This is a genomic window from Aurantibacillus circumpalustris, from assembly GCF_029625215.1.
In the GTDB taxonomy this organism is placed as follows: domain Bacteria; phylum Bacteroidota; class Bacteroidia; order B-17B0; family Aurantibacillaceae; genus Aurantibacillus; species Aurantibacillus circumpalustris.
On record NZ_CP121197.1, the window covers coordinates 474,366 to 494,080 of the forward strand.

Annotated in this window: 16 protein-coding genes; 3 read left to right on the top strand and 13 right to left on the bottom strand. The window is 34.8% G+C overall.

What is annotated here, in order from left to right; all coding sequences use genetic code 11:
- Positions 1-22: 22 nt before the first annotated feature.
- From P2086_RS01915 to P2086_RS01925, 3 genes are read left to right on the top strand one after another with little or no spacing between them, the layout of a single operon-like run.
- Positions 23-370, top strand: coding sequence for a DUF4288 domain-containing protein (locus P2086_RS01915; protein WP_317898740.1), 348 nt, complete (start codon positions 23-25; stop codon positions 368-370).
- Positions 371-414: 44 nt separating this feature from the next.
- Positions 415-1,425 carry a sensor histidine kinase gene (locus P2086_RS01920; RefSeq protein ID WP_317898741.1) on the top strand — a complete coding sequence of 337 codons (1,011 nt, stop codon included), beginning with the start codon at positions 415-417 and terminating at the stop codon, positions 1,423-1,425.
- 14 nt (positions 1,426-1,439) lie between these two features.
- Positions 1,440-2,186 carry a LytR/AlgR family response regulator transcription factor gene (locus P2086_RS01925; protein ID WP_317898742.1) on the top strand — a complete coding sequence of 249 codons (747 nt, stop codon included), beginning with the start codon at positions 1,440-1,442 and terminating at the stop codon, positions 2,184-2,186.
- 20 nt (positions 2,187-2,206) lie between these two features.
- Here the strand turns inward: P2086_RS01925 and P2086_RS01930 are convergent, their stop codons facing one another.
- From P2086_RS01930 to P2086_RS01990, 13 genes are all read right to left on the bottom strand, one after another.
- Positions 2,207-3,454, bottom strand: a complete 1,248-nt coding sequence (locus P2086_RS01930) for a lipopolysaccharide biosynthesis protein (RefSeq protein WP_317898743.1) — start codon at positions 3,452-3,454, stop codon at positions 2,207-2,209.
- Between the two features lie 13 nt (positions 3,455-3,467).
- Entirely contained in the window at positions 3,468-4,673 is a 1,206-nt protein-coding gene (locus P2086_RS01935) for a glycosyltransferase (RefSeq protein WP_317898744.1), read from the bottom strand.
- Positions 4,674-4,738: 65 nt separating this feature from the next.
- Entirely contained in the window at positions 4,739-5,314 is a 576-nt protein-coding gene (locus P2086_RS01940; protein WP_317898745.1) for a SiaB family protein kinase, read from the bottom strand.
- Entirely contained in the window at positions 5,314-5,931 is a 618-nt protein-coding gene (locus tag P2086_RS01945; RefSeq protein ID WP_317898746.1) for a deoxynucleoside kinase, read from the bottom strand. The genes P2086_RS01940 and P2086_RS01945 overlap by 1 nt, the downstream gene beginning before the upstream one ends.
- Before the next feature lie 91 nt (positions 5,932-6,022).
- Entirely contained in the window at positions 6,023-7,051 is a 1,029-nt protein-coding gene (locus tag P2086_RS01950) for an NAD-dependent epimerase/dehydratase family protein (RefSeq protein WP_317898747.1), read from the bottom strand.
- Complete coding sequence (locus P2086_RS01955) at positions 7,048-7,632, bottom strand: hypothetical protein (RefSeq protein ID WP_317898748.1); 585 nt, start codon at positions 7,630-7,632, stop codon at positions 7,048-7,050. Before P2086_RS01955 ends, P2086_RS01950 begins: the two co-directional genes overlap by 4 nt.
- A 54-nt stretch (positions 7,633-7,686) precedes the next feature.
- Positions 7,687-8,682: an NAD(P)H-dependent glycerol-3-phosphate dehydrogenase gene (locus P2086_RS01960; protein WP_317898749.1), complete on the bottom strand. Its 996-nt coding sequence runs from the start codon at positions 8,680-8,682 to the stop codon at positions 7,687-7,689.
- 35 nt (positions 8,683-8,717) lie between these two features.
- Positions 8,718-9,413 carry a 3'-5' exonuclease gene (locus P2086_RS01965; RefSeq protein WP_317898750.1) on the bottom strand — a complete coding sequence of 232 codons (696 nt, stop codon included), beginning with the start codon at positions 9,411-9,413 and terminating at the stop codon, positions 8,718-8,720.
- Positions 9,414-9,520: 107 nt separating this feature from the next.
- Positions 9,521-9,916: a DUF8479 domain-containing protein gene (locus P2086_RS01970; RefSeq protein WP_317898751.1), complete on the bottom strand. Its 396-nt coding sequence runs from the start codon at positions 9,914-9,916 to the stop codon at positions 9,521-9,523.
- A 5-nt stretch (positions 9,917-9,921) separates the two neighbouring features.
- On the bottom strand, positions 9,922-12,606 hold the full coding sequence (locus tag P2086_RS01975) for a M1 family metallopeptidase (RefSeq protein WP_317898752.1): 2,685 nt from the start codon (positions 12,604-12,606) through the stop codon (positions 9,922-9,924).
- A 189-nt stretch (positions 12,607-12,795) separates the two neighbouring features.
- Positions 12,796-14,949: a T9SS type A sorting domain-containing protein gene (locus tag P2086_RS01980; RefSeq protein ID WP_317898753.1), complete on the bottom strand. Its 2,154-nt coding sequence runs from the start codon at positions 14,947-14,949 to the stop codon at positions 12,796-12,798.
- A gap of 186 nt (positions 14,950-15,135) precedes the next feature.
- Positions 15,136-17,277 carry a T9SS type A sorting domain-containing protein gene (locus P2086_RS01985; RefSeq protein WP_317898754.1) on the bottom strand — a complete coding sequence of 714 codons (2,142 nt, stop codon included), beginning with the start codon at positions 17,275-17,277 and terminating at the stop codon, positions 15,136-15,138.
- Positions 17,278-17,409: 132 nt separating this feature from the next.
- Positions 17,410-19,554: a T9SS type A sorting domain-containing protein gene (locus P2086_RS01990; protein WP_317898755.1), complete on the bottom strand. Its 2,145-nt coding sequence runs from the start codon at positions 19,552-19,554 to the stop codon at positions 17,410-17,412.
- Positions 19,555-19,715: the final 161 nt, after the last annotated feature.

Here is a 19,715-nt window from a genome sequence, read left to right on the forward strand (position 1 = left end):
CACAAATTAAACCTTAATACAAATGGAAAAATATCTCGCAAAACTTATGTTCAACATTAATATCGATAACGGTAGCGATGCATCACAATTTGATGAACAAATTAGAATAATAGAATCGCATAGTCTTGAAGAAGCTTTTTACAAAGCGCGCGTTATCGGAAAAAAAGAAGAAGAAGTATTTACCGATTCTAGCAATAAACAAATTAGCTGGCAATTTATCGACGTATCTGATGTATACTCACTTGATGTGGTAAAAGACGGTGATCAACTATATTCTAATACCCATAAAATAAAAGATACTGGATCCTTCATTAAGTTTATTCGCCAAAAATCAATGGAAATTCAGGCAAAAAACCTAACATTTGCATAAACATCTATTTGAATACTAAATTTCAATACTCGATTAAGCACATCATGCTAGGTTTTTCGGCCTTGTGGGCTTTTTGGGTTATTGTTCAAACTATTTTATTGCATCGCTATGGCATTAGTTGGAAATTATCTTTTATTGATGCCAGCATTTCAAATAGCATACTTGCGCTTCTAAGTTATACAGCAATTACAATTTACCGCTTTTACCAACCCGGAAAAACTAATCGTTTTTACCGTCTCATTTTTGCTCTTGGTATAAGTATATTATTTATTCTCATTTTACGTTTTTCATTAAATGCCGTTCTCGCCGAAGAAACCTCTTATCTAGAATTTTTAGAACTTTCAATGCCAATAAGGCATATAACTGCTTTTCTAATTATCTCTTTCGTTACAGTATTAAACTGGATGTGGAATGTTTTAAAAGAACAAAGGGAGTTAGAGGAAAGAAGGAATGAAACAGAGAAATTAATAAAAGAAGCAGAGTTAGTAAAACTGCGTCAGCAACTTCAGCCCCACTTTTTATTTAATAGCTTAAACTCCATCAGTGCTCTTGCTGGCAGTAAACCGAATGAGGCAAGAAAAATGATTCAACAACTCTCTGATTTTTTAAGAGGTACGCTAAAAAAAGATGGACAGCAAATTGTTTTACTTAAAGAAGAAGTGGAACATTTAAAACTTTACTTGGAAATTGAAAAAGTTCGGTTTGGACATCGCTTAAATTTCAAAATTGATATTTTGGAGAATGTAATGGATGCGGAAATTCCACTACTACTTTTACAGCCTATAGTGGAAAATGCAATTAAATTTGGGCTATATGGCACAATAGAAGACGTCGAGGTTGGCCTGAACGCACATGTTGATTCAGGTTATTTATGTTTAGAAATTAAAAATCCCTTTGATTCGCAAACACAAGGCGGAGCAAAAGGTACAGGCTTTGGTTTGAGTTCTGCTCAACGACGTTTGTTTTTACTTTATAGTAGAAATGATCTTTTAACAACTGATAAAAAAGGAAATATTTTTATAACACGATTAAAAATTCCTCAAATAAAAATATAACGCATATAATAGAAATGAAGAAAATTGTAATAATAGATGATGAGCCCTTAGCGAGAAGTATTGTCATGGAATATTTACAAAATCTCGCTAATGTTGAAGTAGTTGCAGAATGTAACAATGGCTATGAAGGTGTTAAAGCTATTATGATTCATAAACCAGATCTCATTTTTCTTGATATACAAATGCCTAAAATAAACGGCTTCGAAATGCTAGAGCTAATAGACACTATTCCATCCGTCATTTTCGCAACAGCATTTGACGAATACGCCATTAAAGCCTTTGAAGCCAACGCAGTGGACTACCTTTTAAAACCTTTCAGCAAAGAGCGTTTTGATGTGGCTATAAATAAGTGGCTATCAAAAACCGAAGACGATAAAAGTTCTGAAAAAAACATTTACAACCTTTTAGAAAACACCACAAAACAAAATGACGAAAAAAACCGCATTGTTGTAAAAACAAATTCTGAAATTACAATTGTACCAGTTAGTGATGTTGTTTATATTGAAGCGTACGATGATTATGTGAAAATTTTTACAAAGGATACTTATTATTTAAAAAAGAAAACGATGAACTATTATGAGCAAGTACTTGATCCTGCTAAGTTTTTCAGGGCTCATCGTTCCTATATTTTTAATTTGCAACATCTTACTCGTATAGAGCCCTTAGAAAAAAATTCTCATGTTGTTTTACTTAAATCCGGAAAAAAAATACCGCTTAGTCGGCCTTCTTATTCTAAATTAAAAAGCATGTTAGGAATATAACTTAAATTGCTTTTACAATTTTAACTGGATTTATTATTCGTTACCAACAAATCCAAATCTTTTCTTAATTGAAAAAGATTCACAATTTTAAATTCATTTTGTTTCATAAAAACAAAAGTAAGCACGGCTGCTTGGGCCAGGTAAGAAAGTGACGCTGCATAACAGGCCCCAATTAACCCAAAATGCGAAATAAAATAGTAGCTCGTGCATAAAGTCACAACTAGACCGCAACTATTAGCAATCAGCAAAATTTTTTGGCGTCCGAGTCCTGAATAGTAATGGCTTATAATACTTGAAAAACTGAGAAACAAAACTCCCGGCGATAAATAAAGCATAATGGTCTTTGTTCCCGAAAAGTCTTTTCCGAGGAAACTAGTAAAAAAAACCTCCGGTAAAAATAATACCACAATTATGCAAAGAGAGCTAAGCAAAAAACTAATTTTTGATAGTAAAAAGGTAACTCTTCCGTTATTGATTGAGTCTTTTCGATTTGCTATGTGCGTTAAAATAATCGGCGAAATACTACCACTTAAAATCCAAACGGACTCTATTAGTGATGTGGCGCTTGCATAAACACCAACCAACATGGCTGTAGCTATCATATAATAATTGTATCGGTTACTTAAAGTGTGTGCAAGATTTCCTAGTTGATTAACTAAACCGTTTCTTAAAATATCTTTAGTTTTTACTTCAGCTTTTGTTTTATCATCATTTGAAATTGTTTTAATAACAAAGTAACAAGAGATTAGAAGAGAAACACTCCAGGAGACATAAGCCGCAATAATGTATGCGCAGACATTTTTAATATCAAGCAAAAAAACATTTACACAAAGAATAGCAAGCAAGAGTAATGGCTGAAAAAAGATTAGAAAATTATAAGTCTTAATTTTTTCTTTTGCAAGTAGTATAACTCCATGAAATGCCTGAAGCGTGGAAATAAAAGACAAGATTAAGACATGAATCCATAATTCTTGCATCCCAACGTGAAAGGCATAAAAAATTAAATTAATACTAACAATACAAGCAATGGTCCATAAAATTCCTTTAATATATATTTTAGCTAGAGCATATTTTGCAATAAAATAAACCAATGCGCTACCTGTATAAATATCGCTGATAGTTTGAATAATAGCTAAATTTAAAACCAAAAGGCTTACCTGGCCAACTTCTTCTCCACCCAATTGTCTGGATTGAACCAATAGGATAGCCAACAAAGTAAAAGCTACTGCGCTTTTAGCAAAAAAAGAAACTATTAAATTTTTAATCAATAAACTATAGAATTTAATTTGAAGTGTTACTGTTAGTAGAGCTCTGTTTATTTGTTCTCAATGCTAAGTTATAGATCCTGTCCAATTTTTCTCCAACTTTTTCATAGCTATAATTATCAACCGCAAACTGTCTTATAAAATTACGATCATACTTTTCTTTGTTTTCTGAAAAATCGAGTATAGCATGAGTCAATTGTTCTTCATTTTGTTTTTCTACCATTATACCAAGTTCTGGTTTCATATATGTTTTAATGGCCCCTGCATTGCTCGTAATAACCGGTTTGGCACAAGCAAACGCTTCAATAATTACTAAACAAAATGTTTCATAATTGCTAAACATTATCAAAGCATCGTTTGCATTAATTTCATAAACAAGATCTTTGCTTATAATTCTTCCTTTAAAATTTATTTTATTTTCAAGAGTCAGTTTGTTTACAAGTTTCTTGTATTTTTCCTTATCAACTCCTTCACCAACAATATTTAATTCCAACGATGTATTTTTTTCAACGGCTTTTCCAAAGGCTCGAATTAAACCACTTACATTTTTTTCTCTATCGTTTAAAGAAGAAATATGAATAAGTCTTGTTATTTTATTTTGTTCTTTGGCCTCTGGTTTAAAAATATTTACGTTTACAACATTAGGCACGACTACATAATTACCGTTTAGGTTATGCGACAACATCGCTTCTTTTAAATACGTACTTGTTGGCATTATTGCCTTTGCATGCTTAACGATTTTCCGCGTATAAAATTGCTTTGTAAATCCTTTATAGCTCCCATCTTCTTCGCAGTACCCGGACCAATTTTCATTAATTACATAAGGAATTTTGTGTTTCTGCGATAGGTGATAAGCACCTATTCCCATTTGCATAATTACATTTATTTGTATCAAATCAACTTTACCTTCCTTTTTAATAAGTAAATCGTAACCCATGTCAAATGCTTCAAGAACTTTTCTTTTCTTTTTTAGTTGCGAAAAAAGTGGAAAGCGCGACGCGATTTTTTTGTAATAAACGGTAACCGTACGAATATTATTTTCATACGATTCTACACACTCAAAATTTGATTTTAGATTTTCTTCTGAACACACATGTAACACGCTTACCTTATTGTATAGTGACGCCGCCTCTGCGAAAAAACGATTAAAAATACCATGTGTTGAATCTTGTCGATTTGGGTACCATGAAGAAATAAATAAGATATGTTTTTTGTTCTCCATTTTCTGGAAGATAAATTCATTATAAAAATTATTGTAATCGTAAAAGACTAGTTATAGAACTATAACTAGTCAACGCTAATTGTTGCCTCCATTAAGAACATGGATCTGTCATCATTTATTTGTTCAAACTGCATACCGAGCTTGTTACCGCTTTTCATGCCAATGGTAATAAATCCCAAGCCAGCACCACCTTTTTCACTTAACTCATTATTTTCAAGATGCTCTAAATAATATGTTTTTAAATCTGCCGGATCTTGAAAAGAGTTTATTTTTTCAATATGTTTTTCTAATTTTTCAATCGCAGAATTAGCAATTAAATTAGCCGTAATCATTTTAACAGCTTTGTCACTGATATAGAGAATGAAAAAATTATGCTTAGCGCCACTCTCATCTCTATGTCCATGTATATACATGTTTTGTAAAGATTCGATGCAGATAAAAAATACTTTTTTTACTACAGATTTTGGAAGATTTTTATCAAGAATATTGGTTTCGATCTCCGTTTCAAGTTTAGAGATAGTTTCAGAGTTTAAAACGCCATCATAAGCAAGGATTACTTTCCCTAAGCCATTTGCATCTTCAACACATTTAGAAAAATGTTGATCGAAAAATTCAGCGTCTTTATTTACTATACTGCTCACTATTTAAACAATCCGTTAAGTTCTGCATCAATCATTCTTATAACCTTCCCTAAATCCTCCTTACTTTCACTAAAATTTACATCGTCTACGTCCACAACTATTATTTTTCCAGACTCGTAGGAGGCGTTCCAAGCTTCATAACGCTCATTTAAGCGTTTTAAATAATCTAAACGAATACTGTTTTCGTATTCGCGACCACGTTTTTGAATTTGTTTTACAAGTGTTGGTACACTTGCTCTTAGATAAATAATAAGGTCAGGTGCTTTAACCAAACCTTCCATTAATTTAAATAGTGAAAAGTAATTGTCGTAATCACGCGAAGTCATCAGACCCATAGCGTGTAAATTTGGCGCAAAAATATAAGCATCTTCATAGATGGTACGATCTTGCACAACAGTATGCTTACCCTTACGGATATCCAGAATTTGATTGAAACGATTATTTAAAAAGTATACCTGTAAGTTAAAAGACCAGCGTTGCATATCCTCATAAAAATCATTCAAATATGGATTGTCATCTGCATCTTCGTAGTGCGCATGCCATTTGTAATGTTTTGCCAATAATGATGTTAAAGTGGTTTTCCCCGACCCAATGTTTCCCGCAATCGCAACGTGCATACTTTTTTGTTAAATAATTAGCCTAAATTAGAAAAATAAGTTACAAAAAGCAAAAAATTGTTGATAAACCCCGAATTTAATTCGATGAATATCAACGACTTGTTTCCCCTTTATTCTTTCGAGGGCCGTACTTTTGGCAAATTTGTTCAATAATTTGAAGAACCGGCACAAATTCCACCCCTAACTCTGTATTAATCTTTTTATTCGAATACTCCTGTTTGTTGAATGCTGAACGAATCAACGCCTTAGTTACGCGTTTCTCACCACCTTGAAAAAACACACGAAAGTCTTCAAAAATATTAGCTAAAGTCAAAATAAAACGTGTTGCCTTAATACTTGGAACAGGTTTATTGAAATTTCTTTGAATGTGACTCAAGATGTCGAAATATCTATAATTGTTTTCAATCAAAATGTACCTCTGGCCAAATTTTTCAAGGGCTATTAACTTAATCATAATTTTTGCCACGTCGCTGGCCGCAATGTATGCGGTTGTGCCAACTGGATAAAATTTATTCCCTTTGTATGCTGCGTCAAAAAGCCTACTACTACTTTGGCCTACAAATCCAGGAGATAAAACCACACCGGGGTTCACAATAACGGCATTTAATCCCTCCTCTATTCCACGCCAAACCTCTCTTTCAGCATTATATTTGCTAATTGCATAATCGCTTTCTTTTCCTGATTTTTTCCAAAAAACATCTTCACTCAGTGCCGAAGTATAATCCAAGTTATGAATAGCTGCTAAAGAACTGACATGGCAGAGCGCTTTAATTTTATTGTGTAAGCATGCGTCTACCACATTTTTAGTACCGGTTTCATTTATGGACATTGTTTTTTTCCGATCTCTTGAATCAAAAGACACAAAACCTGCACAATGATATACGTTGGTAACGCCTTTAAGTGCCTCTTCGATGGAAAAAATATCAAGTATATCGACATCTACCCACTTAATTTTTCCAAACAAATTTTTGTAGTCCACGGTGTAAAAAGAAAAAAGTTCTTCGACCTTTTTCACATCACTACTTTTTTGCTTGCAGGCAATTACCTCCTCGTTATTTTGCAAAAGTGCCAAAACAACATGACTGCCTACTATACCGGTTGCGCCAGTAACTAAATTCATGCGTACGTTAATTTATGTAAAGCTGAAAACAAAGTGAGTTGAACAACAATGCCTAAAAAGAATCCCAGGTAAATTTGATACGGCTTATGTTCGTTTAATTCTAAACGAGCAAATCCAATAAAGCCCGCCAGAATAATCACGAGAATATAAAACAAAGTCATGTCAAACTTTATTAAATACGATATTGAAATAAGCACGCCTAATAGGCCACCAACACCAACCATGTGTGCGCTAATTTTTGTTTTCAAATTAATTATAGCGGTTAATAATATTGCAACACCTCCTCCAATAATAAATAATTTTATGCTTGGCCAAATATTTATATCTAGTAATAAATAAAACAATCCAAAATAAAACAAAGAGGTCATTACATAAGGAAAAGTTCTATCTGCTTGATTGGATAAAATAATCTCAGGTATTCTTTTGAGTTTATATAAAATAAAAATGTTTAAAATCGGAAACACAAATGAAAAAACAAACACAACAAGTGTAATCCGCCATTTGGCGTCGAACTCTGTGAGGTAGTCATAAACAGTATCTTTTATTCCAAAAAATAAAAGAAGACAGCCGTATGTTGCCATTAGTAAAGGATGAAAAACAACGGATATAATTAGAGCAAATGTTCTCAAACGTAATTAGGATAATAAAAGAGTAAGTTGAGCAATTTCTTTACGCACGTCTTTACTTTGATAAATGATATTATAAACAGCATCTGTAATTGGCATGTGTACCTTGTATTTCTTATTAATTTCATAAACACACTTTACAGCATAATATCCTTCGGCAATCATATTCATTTCTAGTTGCGCTTGTTTTACGCTATATCCTTTTCCTAACATTGTGCCGAACATACGGTTACGGCTAAACTGAGAATAAGCTGTTACTAAAAGATCACCTAAGTAAGCAGAAGCTTTGATGTCTCTGTCGATTGGATGTACAGCATCAACAAAACGTTTTATTTCTTGAATAGCATTGCTAACAAGAACAGCAAGAAAATTATCTCCATAACCAAGTCCGTGACAAATACCTCCTGCAACCGCAATAACATTTTTTAAAACAGCAGAAAATTCTGTTCCATAGATATCATCACTTACCGTTGATTTTAAATAGCGGCAATTCAATATGTCACTTAATATTTGAGCGTTTGCCGTATTGATCGAGGCAATGGTAAGATAACTTAGTTTTTCTAATGCTACCTCTTCGGCGTGACACGGCCCTGTTATTACACCAATGTTTTCTAAGGGTACATTGTAAACTTTATTCAGGTATTCACCTACAATTAAGTTGTGTTGCGGCACAATTCCTTTAATAGCAGAAAATATAACTTTATCTTTCAGATCGCTTTCTGTAAGAAGTGAAAACGAGTCATCTAAAAATGCAGAAGGGATAGCCAAAACCAAATAATCTGAATTTTTAACGCATTCTCTCAGTGATGTATAAAAGGAAATTTTCTCAGTTTCAAATTCTACACCACTTAAATATCTTGGATTGGTTTTATAACTATTAAAATAGGCTATATCCTCTTCCTTGCGGATAAACCAATTAATTGTGGATGTATTATTTAAAAATAATTTGGCTAGAGCGGTTGCCCAACTCCCGCTGCCGATCATTGCTATACGTAGAGACTTCATTAACTAAATAAATTACGTAAAATTACGGGTTCAATTTACGCAAAAATAATGTCATCGTCGTTTAAATTTCCAGAACCAATGAAGCGGTTGTATACACGGGCTAACGTAATAACGTCTTTCATACAGTATTTTTCTATTTTACTTAGATCTTTATCTTCATAATATGTTTTAGCAACTTGACTACCATCCATATCATCTTTAGGTGAAGGAATTCCCAACACATGTGCTAACAAATTTAGAGAACTGAAATTTTTTAAATCCCCAAACTTCCATAAATCCATAGTGTCAATATGGTTTACATTCCAGGGTTTTAAGCCTTGTAATTGGAGTGTTTTAGGTAGGGGTAAATTATTTATCAGAAATCTTCTACATAAAAACGGAAAATCAAATTCCTTTCCATTATGCGCGCACAATAAATGACTAGAAGAGTTAAAATGCTGTTTTAAAAGGTCAGCAAATTGAGTTAAAATCTCCATTTCGTTTTCTGAAGCAATAGTTTTCACGCGAAATTTTTTGTTGTTATAAAAACCTAAGCCTATGCAGACTACTCTAGCAAACTCAGCATAAATACCAGCCTTAGCATATTGTTGTTCGGGTGGAACTTCTTTATTGTATTGCCATTTTTTATCCCAAAGATCGCGTGCACTTTCGTTGAGCTCGCTGTAATTGTAAACTAAAGGAACCGTTTCAATATCAAGAAAAAGAATTTTCTCTATGTCTGTTTTTGTCATAACGTATTGTCTTAGGATAAATATAGGCGTTTTCGAACAGTATGAAAACCAAGTTATCCCTTTAAGTGTACAGTTATGATTAAAATAAATACAGAAATAAAAACCAACTACTTATAAGCTTCGGGATTGATATGAAAAGTATAAATTGGAATACTGTTTTTATCTTGATAAAAATATTCAATAACAGTATTCGCTTCACGCAACTTTTTCATTTCGGCACTCAACTTAACGTTACTAATTATTCCGGGCCATAACATTCTATAAAATCGAACGGTATCTACATTTTGCGAAAGTACATTCATCAGTGTATATCTATACACCAAAGTATTTGGCTCTTTTACTTCAATCCCGTCCAAACGTGTTTCCGAATCCAACATTTTTGGACACTTTTCATTTATTTCAGTTGCCGTTTTAGCTAAGTCTCTTCTGTTGCTTTCTTCTTTATTAAGACAAGCGGTAAAAATAAATGTACATCCAATGTAAAAAAAAAGTTTTACCAACATTATAATTATTTTGCGCGGTTATATATTTCTGTAAGCGTAATTTTTGTTGTTTTAACTACCTGTAATTCCTTTTCTAATTCAGTGGTGCTCTGTTTTTCTTGCTTAGCAGTTTCCAACTTCGTTTGAACTGTATTTTCTTTACTTTCCCAACTACTTAAAATATCCTTTATTCCCTTAACCATTGTAAATTTAATATACTTGTTGGCTCCATTGCTAAGCATTTCAAGGTCTCTAGCAGTTGTAAGAACATTTTCAGGAATCTTACATTGTCTGGCTGTTTTAGTGTATAGCCCCGCAAAACCCATAACGTCAAAACCATTGATGAATTTTAATGCGTCATGAAAAAAATGCACTTGGCCGTCGCCTCCATTATTGGCATAAAGATTAGCAATAACAAACAATAATTCTTTTCCGCTTTCTCTTTCTAATAAAATAGCTTTTTCCATTGCCATTTTAACATCACTTTTCGCTATGCCAGTGAGCGCTTCTGCACAAACGGCATAAGACTTATCATTCAAAGCTGTGCTGTTTAATCCAATCATATCAACTGTCCCAACAGACATTCGATTCAACGCTCCCAATATTTTAGCTCTAGTTATATTGTCAACTTCTTTTTGATACAACATTATAAGAAGTGATTTTACTTCGTTACGTTTTTCAGGACTAACTTTTTCCAATCGTTGTAACGCATAATGACGAAGTGGCTTTGATTTTTCTTTTTCTAAAACTTGTTTAAATAAAGCGTAAACAACGCCGTCTTGCATCTGCTCTTCAATACCATTTAAGGCTTCTTGTCTGTCTTCAAAAAGTGGAGCAGAACTATACTGAAAAAGATACTCCGCTTGAGTTTTTGGATAATCGATATCAGCTATGAGTTGGCGTTCTGCGTCGAAGTTTACTAATTGCGGTTCCCCTTGAATTTTAAAATAAAAGGTGCTTTTATTCTCACTAATAACAATATGTTTTCTTTCAACACCACCATTTGCATATAAATCAACTTCTAATGGCAAAATATAAAGGGGGTATTTACTGAGATCTTGTGTTTGTTCCACTGTAACTTTTAGTGTGTCTAAAGATTTATTTACCTCTTTTCTAATCTTTAAAGACGGGCGGCCTTTGGTTAAAAACCATTGGTTAAAAAACCTGTTTAGGTCTTTGCCGGTTACTTCTTCAAAAGCTAGTCGAAGATTGTGTACTTCCACCGATTTAAATTTATTTGTTTCAAGATAATTTTTAAGAGATGCGTAAAAAGCTCTATCGCCGACCAACTTACGAAGCATGTGAAGTATGAGTCCGCCTTTGTTATAACTAAAGGCATCAAACATATCTTCTTTATCATGATAGTTAAATCGAATTAATTCGACCTCCTTTGTAGAGTTTAAATACCCCTGTTTACTCAACCAGCGGTGGTAGTCGGCTGCGTCTCTTCCAAATTTATATTCTTCCCACATATATTCACCATATGTTGCAAAGCTTTCATTTAAAGGCAAATTGCTCCAACTCTCACATGTTACTAAGTCGCCAAACCACTGATGAAATAATTCATGAGCAATAACAGAATTACCTCTTTTAGAATCTAACATTTCTCGAGATGTTTGATATACCATAAAATCACCATGTAAAGTAGCGCTAGTGTTTTCCATAGCTCCGCTTACATAATCTCTCGCAACAATTTGTGAATATTTAGGCCAAGCGTATGGAACCCCTAAGGTGTTAGAATAAAATTCAATCATTTCTTTTGTGTCACCAAAAATTGTTTTTGCATCCGCCTCATATAAAGCATCAACATAATAACTTATTTCTTTTCCCTTCCAAGGTTCATCAATTACTTTTTTAAATTCTCCAACCGCCATCATTGCAAGGTATGGAGCGTGAGGTTGGTCCAATTTCCAATGATCAATGCGCGTTCCATCATTTTGTTTTACCGAACTAATTAAGGAGCCATTTGATAGGGTTGTGTATTTATTATCCACGCGCATCAAAATCTCTTGAGTCATTTTTTCATTAGGACTATCTATTGTTGGAAACCATACAGAGTTAGCTTGTGTTTCACCTTGCGTCCATATCTGTGGCATTTTAAAGGGATTTTCACCAGCTGGATTAATAAAATACAATCCCTTGTCATCAGTAATGGCATTACTTCCACCAGCACTTTTTAGTTCATTAGGTTTTGCAACATAATCAATAATGACAAAGTAATTTTCATCAGAACTAAACCTTCTTCCTAAATTAATTTTTAAAGAATCATTTTGATAAGTGTATGAGGTGATGCTGTAGTCATCTTGCATTGAGGCTGCAACAGCGTCGGCATCGGCTCCCGGTTCTGCTTTTTTTGCTTCAATCGGTTTATTTATATCCATAACCACAACTTTTTTTATTTCCATGCCTCTAGCGTTTAAATACAAAACACTTGTAGGATAAAAATGTGGTTTTAATTGAATAGTGGCTCTGCCATTCATTCGCGACAATTTCCAATCAAAACTTACTTCAAGTTTCGTGTGAATAATATCATTCGTCCTTTCATTTGAGGCTTTGTAAGGTTGCCTTTTTGAATGGTCGTTCGTTACAACACTAATTGTGTCTAGCTGAACAGAAGTCATTTCATTCTTAACAGTTGCCTTTTTAGAAGTATTGCAATTGGTTAAAATAAGGAGGAAAAAAAGAGCAGAAAATAACTTATGTGATCGCATTTGAATAATTTTTAGAATGTAAAATTGGAATAAATTACCTGAATACCAAAATATCCCATTTTCATGATTAAAAAGGCAATTAGCGTCAAATACAATTTTGGCGTTTACAAAAATAAACCCTATTAAGTTGACTCAAAATACAAATAGCCCTATAGAAGAGGGCCATTTGCATGTATGTGTTTGGGTAAATTACTCAACAATGAGTTTTTTGGTTGCTAAACTTGCGCCCATCTTTAACGACACTAAGTAAATCCCACTTGGCAAATTTTGTATATCAAAGGAAATTATGTTATTCCCTGATTTAACCTCAGCTTGCGAGCTTCTAACTAATTCACCAACCAAATTTACCACCGTGATTTCTATTCCAGTGTTTGTTGGAGAACCAAGTCTTAAAAAGAATTTATTACTTGCTGGGTTTGGATAAAGATAACTTTTGAGCAAATTCGAATTTGAGTTTTCAGCTAAACCATCTGGCTTCATTTCATCCCAAGGGTTAGAGTATGTTACAAGTTTCCGAGAAAAATTAATCCCTGCACAGCTGTACCAGTGTTGGTTTACAGTTTTTTGAGAATAAGGACTACTATTTGAAACGGTAATTGGTAATTTAACATTAACCACCGCGTTTGTTTTAGAAACTAATTTAAATTTTGGTGAAATGAAATGATACATCGCGTGATTTGCAACATCCCCTTGAGCATTTTCGGTCAAGTCAATTCTACTACCACTTAAATCATGATTTTCAACATCGTATAAACGAGCTTTAACATTTGGTAAATTATTCCATTTTTTCTGCAAGTCAGTATAAGCCGTATCAGAATCTGCCCAAGTGAATAATAAATATTTTCCATCAGGTGTTCTACTCATTTGTAAACGCGCGTCTACTCTTACTTTATTATTCGATGAACTTGGATCTGCATCCCAAGGATTATCTTGGTAACCTGGATCTGATGTTCTTGCTCCTGGCCCCTCTGTTGACATAGAGTCAATTAACATTTTTGACCAACTATTAGTATTCGCACCATCATAAATAAAATCTGCTAAATAAGGCATTGCACCTGGCTTATGAGGCCATAAGTAGTTTTCGGTAGACCATCTGCTAACAAAATTCATCGAATCTGTATGATTACTAGCTTGACCTGCAAGGGATGAGAAAATGTGCAATCTGTTTCTAGAGTCTACCGTGCAGTCAATTCCTTCAAACCAAAGAAAGTTAGGAACTACTAGGGTGCTGTCGCTTGCAACAGCCCATAATTTATTTTTAACAACCATAGCACTTGCAGCATTAAAATTAATTCCGTTTTCCAAAGACCAAGTGCCGCCGCTGTTTGTAGTTTTATACACTATAGGTTGATAACCTACATTAGATCCCGTTGCTCCAAATCTTGAACCTATTATGACAATATATCCCACATCTCCATATTCGTTCCACGCCATCATAGGTTGTGGCACCCAATTCGGTGTATTATCAACAGTAGAAGATGTTGTTGGAGGTGCAAATATTTTTCCTGCCCAGTCAAAAGCCATTAACGTGTTATTAAATGTTGCTGTCATCAGCATAACAGCGGTGTCTGATGTATTTGCATCGTTAGATATTCTGGCGAGTATCCGCATTTTCCCATCATCAGTAGCACTAAAATTATATGCAGCGAAATCGTGTCTGCTTGGCACTCCTGTTACAAAAGGAGGCACCGTTGGCATAACTTGTTGCGCGTTTGTTGCAATGCTAGGTGAATTGTTATAATTTGCCGTCCCCAGCCGTTTGCTTGCATACCAGTTTCCGATCCAAGTAACATTTCCAGGGCCAGTTGCAGGGCCTGCGCCAACAATATACGCATTGTTAATGTCAGTATTTCCTATTGGATTATAAATTGCACCATTTGGGTAACGTGCCCAGAAATTATCATTTGTGTATAAGGCCGTGCTATCCCAATTCGCGCCGCAATCGTTACTAATAAATGCCACTATTCCTCCTGTAGCTGCTGTTGGATCTGGCGTTGGCAAAAATGAATAAGTAGGGGACTTACGATGAATAAAACTAACCACATCAAGTTCATCGTTCCATTGTAATGGCTTACAGTAACTAACAATAGTTCCATAAATATTCATTGAAGAGCTAATTCGCTGCCAATTGGTTGAATTTGTTTTGGCATTATCTTGAATTGGTAAAGAAGTGGGCTTAATTGCGTCAGCGTTTTGTATTGCTGCAAGCCCTTCGTTGCTGTACATTGGCTGCAATAGTAGTTTAGTGTCGAACGAACCCGAAGGTCTTTGTTTTTTTCCATTTTGCGCTGTGGCACTGAGGATAAGGAAAAAAAAGGATGTAAAGAGTAGTTGCTTTTTCATGGGATTTATTTTAATATAAAATTACAAAGCATCTTATCCTTTTCAATTCAGTTCTTTATATCCTAACAGTTTTTAAATGTAAGTGGCAGTGGTTTTGATAATAATGGTTTTTATATCTTAAGTTACTGGCAATAAAAAAGGGTCGCCTCTGTTGCAGAGACGACCCTTTCAATAATTAAAAATTAATTATTCAATCACTAATTTTTTGGTTGTGCTAGCATTTTCAGCTTTGATGTTAACAAGGTAAATTCCACTTGCTAAACCGCTCAAATCTAAATTAACTGCGTTTGAACCAATTTGCCCTTGTGTTTCAATTGACTTAACAACTTGACCAATTGTATTTAATACGCTTACCTGTACTTTTGAAGTACTTAATAAACTAACTTTTACAGTAGCTGTGTTTTTAGCAGGGTTAGGAAAAATAGAACTATTGCTTAAAGCGTCTATGTTATCTTTATCCAAACCAACAGTTAACGTCACAGTAGTAAGGCGATCGAACTCCATACCTGCACAAGCATACCAGTGCGTGTTTGATGTTAGCTGTGAGTAAGGTGAACTATTAGACGTTGTAGTTGGTAATTCAATGTTTATTTTAGTCGCGGTTTCCGATACCAATTTAAACTTAGGAGAAATAAAGTGAAACATAGCGTGGTTGGCAACCTCTCCTTGTGCATTTTCAGTTAAATTAATTTCAGTTGGGCTCAACTGACTGTTTTGAGCATCGTATAAACGCGCTTTAATGTTTGGTAAATTATTCCATTTTCTCTGAAAATCAGTATAAGCTGTATCCGATTCTGCCCAGCTATATAACAAGTGTCTGCCGTCAGCACTGCGACTCATTTGAATACGGGCGTCAATTCTAACTTTTTGATTTGAAGCAGATGGATCGGCGTCCCAAGGATTATCTTGATAACCATTTGATGCAGTAGTTCCACCAGGGCCTTCAGTTGACATAGAGTCAATTAACATGTGTGACCAAGAACTTGTTCCATCATAAGTAAAATCCCATAAATAAGGATGAACGGCAGGACCATTTTGAACAATTGGCGCATGAGGCCATCTGTAACCTTCGGTTGTCCATTGACTTGTATAATTTAAAGAGTCAAGGTCTTCACTTGGGTGAGCTAAAATGGATGAGAACACATGTAATTTATTGTTCATATCAACTGCACAATCAATACCTTCAATCCAAGTAAAATTAGGAACTATTAGATTAGTGTTCGAACTAACTGACCATAATCTTGATTTTACATCATCAAATGCGCTTAAATTAAAATTGATTGAGCTTTCTAATGACCAAGTTGAACCACTGTTAGTGGTTTTGTATACGATTGGTTGGTAACCAACGTTTGAACCTGTTGCGCCCAATCTTGAACCAATAATTACAACGTAGCCTACTGTTCCTTGCTCGTTCCAAGCCATCATTGGACGTGAAATCCAATTTTCTGTTCCATCAGACTCAACTGTTGTTGGCGGATCAAATACTTTTCCTGCCCAATCAAATGTCATTGAAGTACCGTTGAATGTGCCAGTCATAAGCATTACTGCTGTGTCATTTGAAGCAACATCATCAGTAATTCCAGCCAAAACACGCATTTTTCCATCATCCGTAGCTGTAAAACCATAGGCTGTAAAATCATGTCTACTTGGTACTCCAGGTGCAAACGGCGGTGCTGTTGGCATTACCTGTTGTGCATTTGTTACAGTACTTGGAGCGTTATCGTAATTCACAGTTCCTAATTGTTTACTTGCGTACCAATTTCCAATCCAACCACCACCAGAACCAGTTGTAGGCCCAGCTCCAACAACATAAGCATTACTGATATCAGTATTGCTAGTTGGGTTGTATATTCCACCATTTGGATACCGCCCCCAGAAATTATCGTTTCCATATAATGCAGTGCTATCCCAAGTTGAACCGCAATCGGTGCTTACAAACGCAATTATTCCACCAGTTGCCGCTGTTGAGGCAGGAATTGGATTCATAACATAAGTTGAAGGCTTTCTGTGTATAAATGATACAGCGTCTAATTCATCATTCCATTGCAATGGTTTGCTGTATGGAATAACAACGCCATAAATATTCATAGAAGAGCTAATATTCTGCCAAGTTATTGCACTTGTTTTGGCGCTACTTCCTTTTACCGGCAACGATATAGGCTTTACAGCGTTTTCAATAGCTGTTGGAGCGACATTCTCACTGCTATACTTAACATTTGCCATCATTTTGGTGTTAATTAACCCTGTTCGCGTCACCTTGATGCCGCTTTGCGAAAAGGTACTTATTGCTGCTAATAAGACCGATCCTAGAAGTACGTGTTTTTTCATGTGTTTTTAATTTCTATTAATATTCAAAGGCTAATTTACGACATTTTATCTTCACAATTAAATTTAGAGATGACCACTTATAAAAAAAGCCAGTCCACTTATTGGACTGGCTCTCTATTTCATTCGTATATACTATTCAATCACTAGTTTTTTGGTTGTGCTAGCATTTTCAGCTTTGATGTTAACAAGGTAAATTCCACTTGCTAAACCGCTCAAATCTAAATTAACTGCGTTTGAACCAATTTGTCCTTGTGTTTCAATTGACTTAACAACTTGACCAATTGTATTTAATACGTTTACCTGTACTTTTGAATTACTTAATAAACTAACCTTTACCGTAGCTGTGTTTTTAGCAGGGTTAGGAAAAATAGAACTATTGCTTAAAGCATCAATGTTATTTTTACCTAATCCAACTATTGTAGTATCAGCAGGTCCGCTAGTAAGGCGGTTAAAAGTCATCCCTGCACAAGCATACCAATGTGTATTTTTAGTTAACTGTGCGTAAGGTGAACTATTAGAGATTGTAGTTGGTAACTCTATATTTATTGCAGTTGTTGTTTTTGATATCAATTTGAACTTAGGTGAAATAAAGTGATACATAGCATGGTTGGCAACCTCTCCTTGTGCATTTTCAGTTAAATCAATTTCAGTTGGGCTCAACTGACTGTTTTGAGCATCGTATAAACGCGCTTTAATGTTTGGTAAATTATTCCATTTTCTCTGAAAATCAGTATAAGCTGTATCCGATTCTGCCCAGCTATATAACAAGTGTCTGCCGTCAGCACTGCGACTCATTTGAATACGAGCGTCAATTCTAACTTTTTGATTTGAAGCAGATGGATCGGCGTCCCAAGGATTATCTTGATAACCATTTGATGCAGTAGTTCCACCAGGGCCTTCAGTCGACATGGAGTCAATTAACATGTGTGACCAAGAACTTGTTCCATCATAAGTAAAATCCCACAAATAAGGATGAACGGCAGGACCATTTTGAACAATTGGCGCATGAGGCCATCTGTAACCTTCTGTTGTCCATCCACTAGTATAATTTAAAGAATCAAGATCGTTACTGTAATGACCCAGAAGCGATGTAAAAACATGCAGCTTGTTGTTCATATCAACAGCACAATCAATTCCTTCTAACCAAATAAAATTTGGAACTATTAGGTTAGTATCTGAGGTAACCGACCATAATTTTGATTTTACATCATTAAATGCGCTAGAATTAAAATTAATTGAGCTTTCTAATGACCAAGTTGAACCGCTGTTAGTGGTTTTGTATACGATTGGTTGGTAACCAACGTTTGAACCTGTTGCGCCTAATCTTGAACCAATAATTACAACATAGCCTACTGTTCCTTGCTCGTTCCAAGCCATTATTGGACGTGAAATCCAATTTTCTGTTCCATCAGACTCAACTGTTGTTGGCGGATCAAATACTTTTCCTGCCCAATCAAATGTCATTGAAGTACCGTTGAATGTGCCAGTCATAAGCATTACTGCTGTGTCACCTCCAGCGACATCATCATTTATACCAGCTAAAACACGCATTTTCCCATCATCTGTAGCTGTAAAACCATAGGCAGAAAAGTCATGTCTACTTGGTACTCCTGGTGCAAACGGCGGTGTTGTTGGCATTACCTGTTGTGCATTTGTTACAGTACTTGGAGCGTTATCGTAATTCGCTGTCCCTAACTGTTTACTAGCGTACCAATTTCCAATCCATGTTACTGCACCCGGACCAGTTGTAGGGCCAGCACCAACAATATAAGCATTACTGATATCAGTGTTGCTAGTTGGATTATAAATAGCACCGCCTGGATAACGGCCCCAATAATTGTCGTTAGAATTTAAAGCTGTACTATCCCAATTATTTCCACAATCGGTGCTTATCATTGCGACCATTCCACCTGATGCCGCAGTTGACGCAGGAATTGGATTCATAACATATGAAGGAGTTTTCCTGTGTACAAATGATACGGCATCCAATTCGTCATTCCATTGCAATGGTTTGCAATAGCTGATTATTACGCCATAAATATTCATCGACCCAGTAAAATTTTGCCAAGTTATTGAACTTGTTTTAGCACCTGTGCGCACTGGAGTCGAAACCGGTTTAACAGGTGTAGTATTCATTACTGGATTAACAGACTCAACACCATACTTAATGTTTGCAAGTTCCTTGATATTCATTATCCCTGTACGGGTTACTTTGCTTTGTGAAAAGGCACTTATTGCTGCTAATAAGACCGATCCTAGAAGTACATGTTTTTTCATTATTTTTTGTTTTAAAGTAGTTTAAGTGAACTTATTACTATTAACCAAATCTATGAATTATTTTTTAATCTCACAATTTCTAAAAAGTATAATTAATGTGTCATTTAACGACAACTACTTTTTTAATTATTAAGATTAAAAACTTATATTTTAAAAACAGC

Bases quoted from the DNA above. Each gene is read 5' to 3' on its own strand.
- P2086_RS01915 (WP_317898740.1), top strand. From the start codon at position 23: ATGGAAAAATATCTCGCAAAACTTATGTTCAACATTAATATCGATAAC.
- P2086_RS01920 (WP_317898741.1), top strand. From the start codon at position 415: ATGCTAGGTTTTTCGGCCTTGTGGGCTTTTTGGGTTATTGTTCAAACT.
- P2086_RS01925 (WP_317898742.1), top strand. From the start codon at position 1,440: ATGAAGAAAATTGTAATAATAGATGATGAGCCCTTAGCGAGAAGTATT.
- P2086_RS01935 (WP_317898744.1), bottom strand. From the start codon at position 4,673: ATGGAGAACAAAAAACATATCTTATTTATTTCTTCATGGTACCCAAAT.
- P2086_RS01945 (WP_317898746.1), bottom strand. From the start codon at position 5,931: ATGCACGTTGCGATTGCGGGAAACATTGGGTCGGGGAAAACCACTTTA.
- P2086_RS01950 (WP_317898747.1), bottom strand. From the start codon at position 7,051: ATGAATTTAGTTACTGGCGCAACCGGTATAGTAGGCAGTCATGTTGTT.
- P2086_RS01955 (WP_317898748.1), bottom strand. From the start codon at position 7,632: ATGGCAACATACGGCTGTCTTCTTTTATTTTTTGGAATAAAAGATACT.
- P2086_RS01960 (WP_317898749.1), bottom strand. From the start codon at position 8,682: ATGAAGTCTCTACGTATAGCAATGATCGGCAGCGGGAGTTGGGCAACC.
- P2086_RS01965 (WP_317898750.1), bottom strand. From the start codon at position 9,413: ATGACAAAAACAGACATAGAGAAAATTCTTTTTCTTGATATTGAAACG.
- P2086_RS01970 (WP_317898751.1), bottom strand. From the start codon at position 9,916: ATGTTGGTAAAACTTTTTTTTTACATTGGATGTACATTTATTTTTACC.
- P2086_RS01975 (WP_317898752.1), bottom strand. From the start codon at position 12,606: ATGCGATCACATAAGTTATTTTCTGCTCTTTTTTTCCTCCTTATTTTA.
- P2086_RS01980 (WP_317898753.1), bottom strand. From the start codon at position 14,949: ATGAAAAAGCAACTACTCTTTACATCCTTTTTTTTCCTTATCCTCAGT.
- P2086_RS01985 (WP_317898754.1), bottom strand. From the start codon at position 17,277: ATGAAAAAACACGTACTTCTAGGATCGGTCTTATTAGCAGCAATAAGT.
- P2086_RS01990 (WP_317898755.1), bottom strand. From the start codon at position 19,554: ATGAAAAAACATGTACTTCTAGGATCGGTCTTATTAGCAGCAATAAGT.